Consider the following 14,035-nt stretch of genomic DNA (forward strand, 5'->3'; position numbering starts at 1 on the left):
GGCAGGTTGAAGGTCGCCTAGTTAACATCGGGACGAACCTCGCTACAACCGGGACGGCTGCCAAGCCACTCCCACAGATACGGCGCGAGCCCCCGATCGACATGGATGCGGAGCCGGTCGTCCGCACCGTAGCGGTAGACGATGGCGTTCACGCCGGCGAAGAGCACGGCAGCCGATGGCGATTTGCCGGCGGGGTCGAGCGTCATGGCGTTGGCGATGACGCCGTCGAGCCCCTTTCCTTCGATCTCGAAGATATGCAGGGCGCCATCCATGCGCGTCGTGGCAAAGTCGCCATGCCAACCCGGTTCGACAGCGAATGGCTTTTCGGAAACGGCGAGCAGACGATCGCGCGCAAGGCGAACCTGCCATGCCTTTCCTGTAGCCAGCGCCAGCGCACCGACGCCGTGGCCGGACAGGTCGGCCGCCGTGTTCCACGCGTCGAGATCGCCGCTGACGAGCATCTGATACAGGCCGGCGACGGATTTCGCGGCAGCACCCCCGCCTTCGATCCTTGCCGAACTCCACTCGGGAGCGGCCGGCCAGCGTTCAGCCAGATTGGAAATGATTTCAGCCATTGAGCCGGTCTCCGGCTGGATCGAAAGAGCAGGGTGCGGTGATCGTCGCGCGCCGCAGCATGCCCAGGTGCTGGATGTCTATCACCTCGCCATGGCGTGACGCGCCGGTCTCCATCAGTGCGAGCGCGATCGGCCGGCCGAGCACCGGGCTGAAATAGCTCGACGTGACGTAGCCCAGGCTGCGCCTGGCCTCGCCCGCCCGCTCAATGCCGTGGGCGCCGGCGCCGAGCGGTGCTTCGCCCTCGGCGACCGCCAGCCCGACGAGTTGCTTGCGATCGGTGCGCATGCCTTCCTCCGTGAACAGCGAGCGGCGGCCGACGAATTCGCTCGTGCGCTTCATGCGTGGGCCGCCGACGCCGAGATCCTGCGGCATGGTGGTGCCGTCGGTATCCTTGCCAATCACGATATAACCCTTCTCGGCGCGCAGGATCATCAGCGCTTCCAGCCCGATCGTCACGGCCTCCAGCGCGCGGCCTTCTTCTTGCATGCGCGCCCACAGCGCCTCGGCCCGGTCGGCGCGGATGGAGACCTCGTAGCTGCGGTCGCCGGTGAAGGAGACACGGGCGATGCGCACCTCCTCGCCACCGAACCGGCCATGGGCAATCGCCATATGCGGCAGGCTGGCGTCGTCCAGCGCCGCACCGAGATCGAGCTTTTCCATGAGTCTGCGTGCATTCGGTCCCGATACGGTCAGCGTCGCATAGTGCGCGGTGGCGTTGTGGATGTAGAGCGCGTCGCCGCCGAAGCGGTCCTGACGCCACTCCTCCAGCCGCGCATGGACGGCGGCGACATGCGAGGACGAGCAGGACACGACGAAGCGGTCGGCGTCGAGGCGCACGAGAACGCCGTCGTCGAAGACCACGCCGTTCTCCGACAGCATGAAGCCGTAGCGGCAGCGGCCAGGCTTCAGCGTCGACATGGTGTTGTAGGTGATGAAATCGATGAATTCGGCCGCGCGCGGGCCGATCACCTCGATCTTGCCCAATGTCGAACCGTCAAACAGCGCCACCGACTGCCGCGCGCGCCGGGCCTCGTTCTGGATGGCGGCAGCGGCATTGGCGCCCGCGCCGCCATAATGGGCGGGGCGCAGCCAGCCGCCATATTCGCGGAAGGAAGCGCCCGCAGTGCGATGGACGTTTTCCAGCGGCAAGCGGCGCACCGGCGCCAGCAGCGAATTGCGTTTGAGGCCGGCGAAACTGGCGAAGGGAACCGGCGTGAAGGGCGGCCGGTAGGTGGTCGTGCCGACATCGGGGATGCTGCGCCCGGTCGCCTCCGCCAGCAGCGCCAGCCCGTTGAGGTTGGAGGTCTTGCCCTGGTCGGTCGCCATGCCGAGCGTGGTGTAGCGCTTGAGATGCTCGACCGAGATGAAATTCTCGCGCGCCGCCAGTTCCACGTCCTTGGCCGTCACATCATTCTGGTAGTCGATCCAGACGCGGCCCTTGGCCTTCGGCTGCGGCCATGCGGCGCTGACGTTCAGGCTCGCCTCGACGCCGGTGCTTTTGGGAAGCGGCGATGGCGCATGGGCAAACGCGCCGAGCGCCACAATAGCGCTCCCCAGAACCTTGGACAGCGCGGTTTCGCCAACGAGCGCGCCGGCCGCGCCAATCCCCTCCAGGTCCGCTCCGGGCAAGAAGGCCGCGAGATCCTCGCGCCAGGCAAGCTTGCCCCTGGCCTGCGAATAGAGATGCACGCTCGGCGTCCAGCCGCCGGAAACCAGCAGGCAATCGGCCGCAAGCCGTGTACCGTCGTCCAGGCTCACGCCCTCGACAGCCTTGCGGCCATGCGCGGCAACGACGGCGCGGCCGGCAAGCACGCGCGCTCTGCCTGCGTCGAGCTTCGTCCCGGCCGGGCGAATATCGGCCAGGACGACATCCGCGCCGGCTTCAGCCATGGCGGCGGCGACTTCGCAGGCGCTGTCGTTGTTCGCCGCGACCACGATGCGCTGGCCGGCCAGCACGGCGTGCCGCCTCAGATATTGCAGTGCGGCGTCGGCGGAAAGAATGCCCGGCAGGTCGTTGTCGGCGAAAGGCAGCGGGCGCTCGATGGCGCCGGTCGCCAGCACGATGCGCTTCGGCCGCACCCGCCACAGCGTATCTGGCTGCCCGTCGCGATGCCGCTGGTTGAGGGCGACCAGACCATGGTCGTAGACGCCGAAAGCGGTGGTGTCAGTCAGCACGAGATGGCCTTCGTCCTTCAGCTTGGCTGTAGCTTCCTCTGCCCATTGCCTTCCGGGCACGCCATCGACCGCGCTGGCGCGGTGGCGCAGCGAACCGCCGGGGTGCGGACCGTCGTCGACCAGGACGACGGAGTGCCCGCCCGCCGCCGCATTGCGTGCGGCGGCAAGACCAGCCGGACCTGCGCCCACGATCAGTATGTCGCAGTGATGGTTGATCTGATCCGACCCGCGCTGCGGCGACCATTCGGGGTCAACGATGCCAAGCCCGGCCATGGCGCGGATGCGCGGCTCGAACAGGTGCCAGTCCGGCCACATGAAGGTCTTGTAGTAGAACGCGGCCGGAAGAAAACGGGCGAAGCGATCAAGCATGGCGTTGCGATCCGCCACGGCATTCGGCGACGCATTGACGCTTTTGACCGTCAGCCCCTGCGCTGCCGGCTCGGTCGTGGCGCGGGCGTTGGGCACCCGGCCAAAGGCCGCTTCGATGTCGACCAGCGCGTTTGGCTCCTCGACGCCGGCGCCCCATATGCCGCGCGGCCGATGATATTTGAAGCTGCGCCCGACGATGGCCTGCCCGCTGGCCAACAACGCGGACGCGATCGTATCCCCGGCGAAGCCGTCGATGACGCGGCCGTCAAAGCTGAACGTCAGCGGATGGGAGCGATCGATGTCGCTGCCGCCGCTAGCAAGGCGGTTGGCGCTCATGGCGTTTGTCCCGCCTGACCGTGTGCGGAGGATCCCGAAACGGCGTGACTGACGGTATCGCGGCTCATCACGAAGAACTCGCCACAGGTAAGGTGCACCCATATCTCGCGGGTCGGACCCTTAGGGTTGTCGCGCATGTAGAGATAATCCGCCCAGCGCTCGGCCGGCACGTCGGCCCCGTCGGGCCGCAGATTGCCGGCCTCGCCGCCGTAGTGAAATTCGGCTTCCGCGCGCGGGCCGCAGAACGTGCAGGGAAAGAGTTGCATCGAAGATCCCCTAATGCGCTATGCCGGACCCAGCCGCCTCGTCGATCAGGCGACCCGTTGCGAAACGGTCGAGATCGAATGGCCGACTGATGTCGTGATGATTGCCGGTGGCAAGCAGGTGCGCCAAAAGCGTGCCGCCGGCCGGGATGGCCTTGAAGCCGCCGGTGCCCCAGCCGCAATTGAGGAAGAGGCCGGGAAGCGGCGATTCGCCGATGATCGGCGATGAGTCGGGAACGACGTCCACGATGCCCGCCCATTGCCGCATCATCTTCAACTGGCCGAAGATCGGGAACATGTCGAGCATGCCGGAAATCACGCTCTCCAGCACCGGCAGGTTGCCGCGCTGGCCATAGGATGGAATGCGATCGAGCGCACCGCCGATGACCAGTTCACCCTTGTCGGACTGGCTGACATAGACGCCGGTATCGGGCGAAATCACAACCGTGTCGAGGATCGGCTTGACGGGTTCGGATACGCAGGCCTGCAGCGCGTAGGAATTGATGGGCAGGCGGAAGCCGGCCTTCGCCGCCAGCACCGAGGAGTGGCCCGCAACGGCCATGCCGGTGCGCTCCGCCCGGATCGCGCCCCGCGACGTGACGACGCCACGGCAGCGCCCGCCTTCGACGATGAAGTCGGTGATCTCGCAGTTCTGGATGATTTCGACACCGAGACGGCTGGCCGCGCGTGCATAGCCCCAGGCGACGGCATCGTGGCGGGCGGTGCCGCCGCTTGCCTGCCAGGTGCCGCCATAGATGGGATAGCGGCAGTCCGGCCCGTAATTGTAGATAGGCACGACGCGCCGCACGTCGTCGAGCGAGAACAGATCGCAATCGACGCCATTGATCTGGATCGCGTTGACGGAGCGCGCTGCGGCTTCCATCCCCGCCTCGCTGTGCGCAAGCGTAAGGATGCCGCGCGCGGAAAACATCACGTTGTAGTTCAGGTCTTTCGACAGTGTCTTGTAGAGGCCGTGCGCCAGTCCATAGAGCGCCGCACTCTCGGGGTAAAAATAGTTGGAACGAACGACGGTCGTGTTGCGGCCGGTGTTGCCACCGCCGATCCAGCCCTTCTCCAGCAGCGCTACATTGGTGATGCCATGGTTCTTGGCAAGGTAGTAGGCGGTGGCGAGGCCATGCCCGCCGCCGCCGATGATGATGGCGTCATAACGCGGTTTCGGCTCGGGTGAGCGCCAGGCCTTCTCCCAGCCGGTCTGTCCGGCAAGGCCCTCCTTGAACAGGGAGAGCGCGGAATAGTGTCTGGTCATGCCGGGTCCGTATCAACGTCCGAGTGATGTTTCGCCGATGGATAAGACACAGGCAACGATCTTCCCGCTTTCAAACGGGCTGAAAGTAGAACCGAATAGACACTAATGTCCAGTCGCAACTCGTCAACCAGGCGTCACCCGCACGGATGAACGGTAGGCCGGTGCCAAGCGGTCCTTGTCAAACGCATCAATGGCGCCATGCCGCATCCGGCGCAGCGTGCTTGAGACGACCACAGGAGTGGCATTTTCGCGTCCGGTTGCTCCACGATGAATGTCCGCAAGTCGGCTTCGGAGCCGGAAGCGGAATGGCGGTTTGAACCGCGATGATGCAAGCGGACACCCGCTGGCGCTAGATTGTTTGCGAAGCGAGACCGCCAGTACAAGTACCAGTCCCGCTGGTTGCGTGCCAAATGGGTGGGAGACACGCGAATGGCCTTGGCCGCTCAGTCAGCCTTTCACGCCGGATCGCTTGCAAGGATTTTTGCAACCTTGTCTGCGATGGCCTTTCCGAGATCCAGATTGTTCTGCACGGTAAAATGGATGCCGTCGCTGCCGTCGGTGGTAATGAAATCACCGGCGTTCAAGAAGTCCACTTTCATAAAATCCGCCATGTCCCTGTATTGCTTGCCAAGCTCCCCTGATTTTTCATGTCCGCCGCCGAACATGCCCTGGAAATAGGGGTGGGGCATGGGCGACAGCGGCGGGGGAGCAACCACAAGGCATTTCGGCGCTGGATAGGGCGTCCCGATGCCGCCACCGCCCGTAAGCACCTGCCCAACCAGTTTGGCCATCCCGTAGGTGATGTCATAGGGCGTGCGGTTGAAAAATGGCTTGGTGTCGTTGGTGCCGAGCAGGAGGATGACCAGATCGAGCGGCAGGTGGCTGGCGATCGAAGCCGGCAGATAGGCACTTCCGTTCAGCCGGGGATCGTTGGGATCGTCGGCACTGGTGGTGCGTGCGCTGAGGCCTTCCTCGACGACATGGTAGGCGTCACCGAGATGGGACGCCATCACGCCCGTCCAGCGCTGTTCGTATGGATAGCGATATGTCGGCGACCCTTCGATCACCGGAATCCAGCCCCAGGTGAGTGAATCGCCAAAGCACAGGATCGATTTCTTTTGGCTCATGTGTCTCCTCCAAAAAATAGCTGTTTCAGGACCTGGCCGTGCGCAGGCCGTAGAAGATCGCGGCAAGCAGGATGATCAGGCCCTGGGCGATGAACGTCGCCAAGCGGCGAGGCCGGCAAAAGGCCATCGTTGCACTTGCACGCCGGCTGGCGGTGATCATGCACCGCATGTGGAGCGACGCACCGAATTCCGCTGGACAAGGGAGAGCTCGCCCGCAGTTGTCTGAACAGACTGCCAGGAAGGAGACTATAAAGTTCCGCCTGCCGGTGGAAAGGCGTCCTTCGCGGGACGATGGATGAGGTGAGTTCGCTTGGGTTCTTGTATCGGTCGCACCATCGCGATCAGGACGCGCAACAGATTGGGCCGCCTCATTCTACTGATCCCATAATGGGAGGGCCAAAGAGTCGATCCCGAAGAGAAGCGAGGGCCCGCGAAAGACGTTAATCATCAGCCGAGCGGAAAGCCCGAAAGCGCTTGACCTCAACACGCCGAATAGAGAAGAACCTCGGGTTGTCGCCCTATTTCCGCATTTCCTATGCGACCTCCGAGAGCGAACTCAAGGAAGCGTTGCAGCGCATTTCCGCGGCCTGTGCCGGCCTTGCACCGGACGTTCGCCAAGCCTCTTGAGACAGGACCAGCCGATGTTGAATGATCCCCGCTCCTATGGACTGTGGGAGGCGGCCGCGCCGCAGGCTCCGGCAACGGCCGCATTGGAATGTGTCAGTCGATGTGATTGGCGGCGGCGGCTATATCGACATCACCTTAGGGGCCGTGAAACAACTGCTATTGGTCGGGCACGGGAACGAGCTGCGTCTGTCGTCCGCTCAATCGAAAGTACCGTCTGCGGAGGAAGCTCTCCACCATGCAGGGCCTGGAGGTGCTGGACTACGTCCTTATCCGCTGCCGTGAGCCGATGGTTCAGACGAAGAAAGTCCATCCAGGTTGGCGTGCGGAACGTCTCTGTCCAAACTGATGGTGTTTGAAGGTTGCGCTGAAGGGTCCAGTTTCGTGCACCGGCGCGGCTTTGAACGTGCCGCCTTGCGCGCATGCAATCCAGGAAGGCCGCATTATTCTCATCGGATATGGAATACTCGATTTTGGCCACGATCGGGCCACTTCTGGGCTTCAGATCGAGTGCCAGTTCCGGCGGGTGGAAATCCGAACTTTCTTGATCTGCTTCTTCCCATGGACGTATCGGCAACAGTATTCCCGCTGCCGCGACCAGCAACAGAGCTCCCGCAGCGCCCTCCAAGGCCCAGGTCAAGGAGTAGTTCTGCGCGATGGTACCCCATATGAAGCTGCCGGCAGCCATACCGCCAGCGCTCAAGGCATAGTAGATCGAGAGCGTGCGGCCGACGACCCACCTTGGGCTTGCCAGCTGCACCGACACGTCAATGCCCGTCCAGGTGACGAGCCAACCCGCACCGCCCAGTGCCAGCGAAAAGGCCGCCACAGGGACCGACGATGTAAGCGCGAGGGAAAGGCAACATGCTGCACAAGCGACAGAGGCGACCGCCACCAGCCTGTTTTGAGACATGATGCGCCTTAGGAAGCCGTTGCTCATGCCTGCGATGAAAGCCCCCATGCCGAAGGCGGCCAATAAGATGCCGTAGACGATTGGCCCGCTTTTCAACTGATCGCGGACGACGAGAGGGAGCAGAGCGAGGATGGAAATACTTGCCAACCCGAAAAGAGCCGCACGGGCGATCGCCGCCCTGATCTCCAAGGACATCAACGTGAAGCGCAGCCCGTCGTGAATAGCCGTGGTCATTCGCTCGCGAGGAAGAGGAGAAGCGCGAACTTTCCATTTGGTGCGCCAAATTGCACCGAGAGGCGCCAGATCACTCACCGCGGCCACGGCGAAAGCCGCCAGCGGTCCAAAGAAGGCCAAGATCAACCCACCCAGCGCGGGTCCTATGCCCCGCACAATGTTATATCCGACGGACATCAGCGTCACCGCAGCCGGAATGTCGCGCTTGTGAAGGATATCACCAACGGAAGCATGCCAGGCCGGATCGTTCAAGGCGAAGCCGCAGCCGGCCAAGAAACCCAGTCCGAGAATTAGCCATGGACTGACAAATCCCAGACCCACTGAAATCATCAGCATCGTTGATGCCGATGCCAACAAGCAGTGCCCCGCAAACATCACCCATCGGCGGCTGAAATTGTCGGCGATGGCACCCGCAAGGATTGAGAGAAAGAACACCGGTAATGTGGATGCGGCCTGCACGAGTGCGACCATCAGATCGGAAGTCGTAATGGTGGCCATCAGCCAACTGATGGCAACCGTTTGTACGAGCCACCCGAGACTGGATATTTGTGAGGCCGTCCAGATCGAACGAAACACCTCGTTCCGGAGTGGAGCGAGGGTCGTTGATTTGGGTAGATGGGGATCTTCACGCTGCATGACGGTTGACTGCTTTCGAGCGGATTATTTGGTTCACGGCAGCCACTACTGCCTTTTTGGCTTTTCAATTTAAGCAAGGGAATCGTACTTCAGGCATGACCGAGCACCGGCATTCCGAATGCTCTAAGTCAACCCTTCGGCCAACATATCGTTTAAGATGACGCGCCCAATCCCGAGTTCTTATCTAGCAGAGATCGAAGTCGGAAGTGTCGCATTGAGACCGGACAGCAAAATAGATCATGCGACAGGGTGCTTTTTTGAGCGACTCCAACGAGAAGTCGCAGACAGACCCACTTGGCGCGATATTCGTCCGGCGTCAGACCGAATGCGTCGTCCGATGCCCTTCAGCGATTTGAACTGTTTGCCATCTTCCAGGCAGATGATGAATTCCGGCGTCACCGTTTTTCTGACCGGAACAGCGGGAACGAGTTTTTCTTCGGGTGGGGCGTCGCGCTGCCTGATTGCAAGCCACGGACTGCGGCATGGACGTCGACAATGGTGTGCGGCAGCTCGACAGCCGGGACCAGATTGTTGCTGACATAGGCGTGGACAATGTGCTTGGTCAGCTCGATCAGATCGATGCCGGCATCGACGTTTTCTTCGGTCATGGCCAACTCATGTTGGGGTCAGGTGCGATGGCATGTCCGCCGTCCTGATTTTCGCTATAGCAAGAACAGCCCGCTGCAAACCCTGAAACCGTTCGCGTTCTCTGCCGGGAAGCAAGACCGTAGGCGTGATTCTGCGCAAGGCTCTATTTGCGTGGCGAGGTGCCTCCCAAGGCGAGGCGCCAATCCCCGTCCTCAGCGGCCGCTACGGCTTTGCCTTGGCGGTGATCGTTGTCCGGTCCGGAACTCACGGGCGCCTGTCGAACGGTGAATTGGTCCCACCAGGACGGGAGCCAGACAATGTCGCACAATCTGAGCCTAGCGCAGAACCACGCTTACGATCTCGCTCGCACCCTGATGATCCCAGTGACGCCGTTCAAGGTCGATGATGAATACGGCGTCATGCCGAGCGAATATCTCGAGGACGGCGAGGTGGAGGTGATCCATGAATACGACCCCCACCAGTGTGGGCGCCGGGCTCATTGAGCCCGTTATCTGCCTCCCTTGCGCCCGGAAGGGCGCAAGGGAGGCTTCGCCGCGGGACAGGCCCCTCAAATATGCCGAGTTGTCATCAGCGCCCTTGCGCCCTTCGGTCTTCGCGGCTGGCGGGGATTCTGCCGGACAAGACCGGTGACCGAAACCAGACAGGAAGGGCCGAAGCCGCGATGCGGGGAGGGACAAGAACTATCGGCCCGGCCTTGGTGCGCCTGATGCAGGCGCACCACTAAAGTCGAGAAGAAAACGATCATCGAAATAACGACCAGTGATTTGACGCGCTGCTCACAGGCCGCGTGCCTCGCAGTCTGCAACTTGTATCCGACAGCGCGATCACGCCTTCGGAAGTAGCGAACCTATCGATGTTTACGGAGTTCAACGACATCCTCGATGGGAATCCGGATCGAACACCTGACCCCGTCAGGATGGAAATCCAGATCCGCGCCACCGTTGGGAGAATATTGCAGGCTTCGCCCGATCACGGTTCGCCCGAAGCCCTTTCGTTGAGGTTCCTTTACTGGCGGCCCGCCGCTTTCGATCCAGTCCAGCTTCAAGGACTCGGTATCCCGCTGCGCGTGCAAACAAAGCTTGCCAGTCTCCGTTGAAAGGACTCCATATTTGACAGCGTTGGTCGCCAATTCGTGAATGGTCATGCCCAGCGCGATGGCTGCGCGGGGTGTGATCCCGATACCGAGTTGTTCAAGCTGAACACGGCTATTGTCGAGTGAGACAAACGGCGCCAACTCGGTTTTGACGACATCCGCGACGGTCAGGTTTGTCCATGCTTTGTCCGCCAGCAGATTATGAGTAGCGGCGAGTGATTGAATGCGCCCGGAAAACGACTTGTGAAAGCCTTCCAAGGTATCTTCCTTGGAAAGCGTCCGGTTGGATATGGACAGCACCAGGGCCAGTGTATTTTTGACGCGATGGTCAAGCTCACCCATCATCAGCAGTTGCTGCTTTTCCGTGACCTTGCGCTGCGACAGGTCAACTAGGGTGATGACGCAACCGTTGATTGCTTCTCCTTCATGTGTAAGGGGCGCGGCGCTGATCAAAACGTCCTTGACGCGCGGCGCATCCGGCGCATGAGCTTCGATGCCCTGCAAAGTCCCTCCGTTCACAACCGTGGAGATCAGATCGTCGGAATTCGCAATACCGGAGACCGCCGGAAACGTCAGCTTTACGGCCTCGCCAAAGAGTTCACCGATGAGTTCGCCCTCGCGGATGGCGAGCATGGCGGCATTCACATGGGTTATCCGGCCATCGTTGTCGCACACAACCACGGCTTCGTTCGCCGAGGCGATGATGGCGCGGGCAGCTCGCTCCGAAGCCGAACTCTTTTCCGCCCGCACGCGGTCGGTCAGATCGGTCAGGGTCAGCGCGAACCCTGACACGACTCCGGTGTTGAACGGTGCCGCCGAGACCAGGAAAAACTGCTTTTCCCCCTGGTTTTCCAGCGAAATCTCCGCCGTCTGCTTTTCCGTTCGTGCATCCTCCAACAGGTCCCCAATCGTCGGACGAACCGTCCCCGGCAGGACGTCGAGCAAGGACTCTCCCTGGCACGCCGACAAAGGCTTTCCCAAAAACTGGCAGAAGACGGTGTTGGCATAGAGCACTTCGCTATGCGCGCCCAAGGCCGCTGCGCCGTGGTCCATCGTTTCCATGAAGGCGCGGTACGAATCGTCCCAGCCTTGCAGGGAAAAGACCTCCTCCGTCATGGCCCGGCGGATGACGAGGGCGTCGACTTCGCCTTCGCGGATTGCGCGCAGTGTTTCCTCGGCCTCATTGGAAGGGCCTGCGTGATGGCCACTTCCTTTGACGGGGTCACTCATGAGGAATGCCGCTCATATCGAGGTGGACGAGCACCTTTTGCGTGTCCGAAAGATCGCCGATGATCTTGCGGATCGGCACGGGAAGCTGGCGCACCAACGTGGGGATCGCCACAATTCCATGCTCGCGCGCGAGCATCGGATTCTGCTTCAGATCGACCACTTCGACGATATATTGGGCATCCAGATGCTCCGCGCAGATGCGCTTGAGGTTGGCGATCGCCGCCAGTGACTTGGGCGTCTGACCAGCGACATAGAGCACCAGCTTGCGTCGGTTGCTGTCTTGCTCGGTCATTTCGATTTACGTTTCTTCACTGGGGCGCCGTCATCCTTACGGCTGCGGCGCATTTCACTCTCGTCGATATCGAGTTGCGCCAGATAGGCAGTCTCGGTTTCGATCATGCGCTCAAGTTCCATCTCATCGGACGTAAGATCGGTCTTAAGCAATTCGATCTGCGCTTCGAGTTTCTTACGACGATGATCGAGTTGCTGCTGCAAGCGGGAAAGCTCGGCAGCGCGGACAGTCTTCTCGCGGCTGGTCTTTGCCTCGAACGCACGCCGCGACGAACCCGTCAACGCACCGCCCTCTCCGAGATACGGTTCGCGCAATTCGATGCCTTTCTCGCTCATGGCGAACTCGCGCACCTGATTGGAATGCTGCATGCCGCGCGCCTTGAGCAGATACAGTTCCCGATTGAATTCGCCGTTGCTCTCTCGATTAAGCAGCAATATCCAGGCATCCATCATCGAAGATAGGCCAGCTTCGGTTTGCGTCTCCTCGCCCTTGGCGTGTGCCAGATGCGTGAAGACCGCGGTGATCCCCTTCGCCTTAAGAAAATCGACCATGCGCAGGAGCATGGCCTGCACTTCCGTCGTATCGTTTGGCGCCACAAAAGCGGAGACAGGATCGAGCACGACAAGCTTCGGCTGAAACTTGACGACTTCCCGAACCATGATGGCCAGATGCATCTCCAGGCCATAGAGCGTCGGCCGGGCCGCCACATAGCGCAGCAAATCATTTTTCATCCACCGCTGCAAATCGATGCCGATAGAGCGCATGTTGCGGGCGGTCTGGAGCGCAGATTCTTCGAACGAAAAGTACAGCGCCTTTTCGCCGCGCTGGCAGGAGGCGTCAATGAAGCTCGCGGCGGCCGAACTCTTACCGGAGCCGGCGACACCGGAAATCAGGATACTCGAGCCGCGATGGAAGCCGCCACCGCTGAGCATCGCGTCAAGATCGGAGATGCCGCTGGATATGCGTTCGTCGGAAACCGTGTGATTGAGCCCGATCGAACTTATCGGAAGCACGCTGAAACCATCCTCGTCGATGAGGAACGGGTATTCATTGGTTCCGTGCGCCGTGCCACGATATTTGACGATCCGCATACGGCGCGTCGAAATCTGGCTCTCCACCCGGTGGTCGAGCAGGATCACACAGTCCGAAACGTATTCTTCAAGGCCGCTGCGGGTAAAAGTCCCCTCGCCACGCTCGGCGGTTATAACGGTGGTCAGTCCGCGCTCTTTCAGCCAGTCGAACAAACGGCGGATTTCCGCACGCAGGATTGCCGGGTTGGTGAAAGCGGAGAACAAGCTCTCTATCGTATCGAGCACGACGCGCTTGGCGCCGACCTGTTCGACCGCCATCTGGAGCCGGATAAACAAGCCCTCTAAGTCGTATTCGCCGATCTCGGCCAGTTCTGCTGGATCTATGGCGATGTGTTCGATGTAAATCTTGTTGTCCGCGATGAGCTTGTCGAGCCCGAAACCAAGCGAAGCAACATTGTTGATGAGGTCGATCGGGCGCTCCTCGAAGGTGACGAAGACGCCCGGCTCGTCGCACTCACGTGCTCCATGCACGAGAAACGTAGAGGCAAAGAGCGTTTTGCCACAACCCGCCGCGCCGCAGACAAGCGTTGGCCGGCCAGTCGGAAGGCCGCCCAAGGTGAGGTCATCGAATCCGTCAATTCCGGTAGGGGATCTCGAAATGCCATAAGCATCTGCCATTGAGGCACGACTTTCGTCTGATAAGTTGCATCACCCTTAGAGAAGGACGGTTCGCTTGGCAACAAATCAGCCTCGCGGAAGAGGCTACCGGCCCTAACGATACAGGGATCGCTAATATTCGTCTGCTTGGTCGTCTAGGACCAACCGACTTCAGTGATCGGGCGTGGTATGCGGGCGATCTGATTGGTTCTCATGAACGAAAGTGCCCGACGCCTGTGTCAAGGGACGTCGGGCACTTTCGGATGTCGATTGCTCCTGGGTTGAACCGATCAGTCTAGCCAGGTCTGGCCGCCATACCAGTCGTCAACATCGCGTTTTGCGAGGTCTTTCTCGATGCCGTACCGCTCCTGAATCTTGCCCTCGAGTTGATCGCGCCGGCCTGCGATCTGGTCAAGATCGTCGTCGGTCAGTTTCCCCCATTGTTCCTTGACCTTGCCCTTTACCTGCTTCCAGTTTCCTTCGACGCGGTTCCAGTCCATGGTTATCTCCATAAGGCGGGGATCGCCTATGAGAGAAACGCCGGACCAGTCTTTTTGTTCGCTTGGAATGTCAAATAATTGGATTTATCGGACGATACCCAGA

General features: G+C 61.1%; 14 protein-coding genes and 1 pseudogene. 3 read left to right on the forward strand and 12 right to left on the reverse strand.

From position 1 onward, the window contains the following. Positions 1–17 precede the first annotated feature (17 nt). From ACX3P0_RS16855 to ACX3P0_RS16875, 5 genes are all read right to left on the reverse strand, one after another. Positions 18–575 carry a hypothetical protein gene (locus ACX3P0_RS16855; RefSeq protein WP_459090201.1) on the reverse strand — a complete coding sequence of 186 codons (558 nt, stop codon included), beginning with the start codon at positions 573–575 and terminating at the stop codon, positions 18–20. Beyond that, positions 568–3,456 carry a sarcosine oxidase subunit alpha family protein gene (locus ACX3P0_RS16860; protein ID WP_459090203.1) on the reverse strand — a complete coding sequence of 963 codons (2,889 nt, stop codon included), beginning with the start codon at positions 3,454–3,456 and terminating at the stop codon, positions 568–570. The genes ACX3P0_RS16855 and ACX3P0_RS16860 overlap by 8 nt, the downstream gene beginning before the upstream one ends. Next, positions 3,453–3,722: a sarcosine oxidase subunit delta gene (locus ACX3P0_RS16865; RefSeq protein WP_459090205.1), complete on the reverse strand. Its 270-nt coding sequence runs from the start codon at positions 3,720–3,722 to the stop codon at positions 3,453–3,455. Before ACX3P0_RS16865 ends, ACX3P0_RS16860 begins: the two co-directional genes overlap by 4 nt. Before the next feature lie 10 nt (positions 3,723–3,732). Then, entirely contained in the window at positions 3,733–4,986 is a 1,254-nt protein-coding gene (locus ACX3P0_RS16870; RefSeq protein ID WP_459090207.1) for a sarcosine oxidase subunit beta family protein, read from the reverse strand. Between the two features lie 455 nt (positions 4,987–5,441). Next, complete coding sequence (locus ACX3P0_RS16875; RefSeq protein WP_459090209.1) at positions 5,442–6,113, reverse strand: SGNH/GDSL hydrolase family protein; 672 nt, start codon at positions 6,111–6,113, stop codon at positions 5,442–5,444. 74 nt (positions 6,114–6,187) lie between these two features. Here ACX3P0_RS16875 and ACX3P0_RS16880 point away from each other — a divergent pair. Together ACX3P0_RS16880 and ACX3P0_RS16885 are read left to right on the forward strand one after the other, a co-directional pair. Beyond that, positions 6,188–6,339, forward strand: a pseudogene (locus ACX3P0_RS16880) (IS110 family transposase); the annotation flags it as partial. Between the two features lie 248 nt (positions 6,340–6,587). Next, the gene (locus ACX3P0_RS16885; RefSeq protein WP_459090340.1) at positions 6,588–6,740 is read left to right on the forward strand and encodes a hypothetical protein; all 153 of its coding nucleotides are present in this window, start codon (positions 6,588–6,590) and stop codon (positions 6,738–6,740) included. A gap of 130 nt (positions 6,741–6,870) precedes the next feature. Here ACX3P0_RS16885 and ACX3P0_RS16890 read toward each other — a convergent pair whose 3' ends face one another. The 3 genes from ACX3P0_RS16890 to ACX3P0_RS16900 form a co-directional block, all read right to left on the reverse strand. Beyond that, positions 6,871–8,520, reverse strand: a complete 1,650-nt coding sequence (locus ACX3P0_RS16890) for an MFS transporter (protein ID WP_459090211.1) — start codon at positions 8,518–8,520, stop codon at positions 6,871–6,873. A gap of 237 nt (positions 8,521–8,757) precedes the next feature. Beyond that, entirely contained in the window at positions 8,758–8,919 is a 162-nt protein-coding gene (locus ACX3P0_RS16895; protein WP_459090213.1) for a hypothetical protein, read from the reverse strand. Further along, positions 8,916–9,128, reverse strand: coding sequence for a MucR family transcriptional regulator (locus ACX3P0_RS16900; RefSeq protein WP_459090215.1), 213 nt, complete (start codon positions 9,126–9,128; stop codon positions 8,916–8,918). The genes ACX3P0_RS16895 and ACX3P0_RS16900 overlap by 4 nt, the downstream gene beginning before the upstream one ends. 297 nt (positions 9,129–9,425) lie before the next feature. Between ACX3P0_RS16900 and ACX3P0_RS16905 the strand changes: the two genes are divergently transcribed. Next, on the forward strand, positions 9,426–9,611 hold the full coding sequence (locus tag ACX3P0_RS16905; protein ID WP_459090217.1) for a hypothetical protein: 186 nt from the start codon (positions 9,426–9,428) through the stop codon (positions 9,609–9,611). Between the two features lie 365 nt (positions 9,612–9,976). On the opposite strand, the gene ACX3P0_RS16910 is transcribed toward ACX3P0_RS16905, so the two are convergent. The 4 genes from ACX3P0_RS16910 to ACX3P0_RS16925 form a co-directional block, all read right to left on the reverse strand. After that, a complete protein-coding gene (locus ACX3P0_RS16910; RefSeq protein ID WP_459090219.1) occupies positions 9,977–11,452 on the reverse strand; it encodes an HWE histidine kinase domain-containing protein in 1,476 nt (491 codons plus the stop codon). After that, positions 11,445–11,744: a circadian clock KaiB family protein gene (locus ACX3P0_RS16915; protein WP_459082508.1), complete on the reverse strand. Its 300-nt coding sequence runs from the start codon at positions 11,742–11,744 to the stop codon at positions 11,445–11,447. The genes ACX3P0_RS16910 and ACX3P0_RS16915 overlap by 8 nt, the downstream gene beginning before the upstream one ends. Then, entirely contained in the window at positions 11,741–13,453 is a 1,713-nt protein-coding gene (kaiC, locus tag ACX3P0_RS16920; RefSeq protein WP_459090221.1) for a circadian clock protein KaiC, read from the reverse strand. Before kaiC ends, ACX3P0_RS16915 begins: the two co-directional genes overlap by 4 nt. Positions 13,454–13,722: 269 nt before the next feature. Continuing rightward, complete coding sequence (locus ACX3P0_RS16925) at positions 13,723–13,932, reverse strand: CsbD family protein (RefSeq protein ID WP_459082510.1); 210 nt, start codon at positions 13,930–13,932, stop codon at positions 13,723–13,725. Positions 13,933–14,035: the final 103 nt, after the last annotated feature.

Source organism: Mesorhizobium sp. A556 (assembly GCF_054489545.1).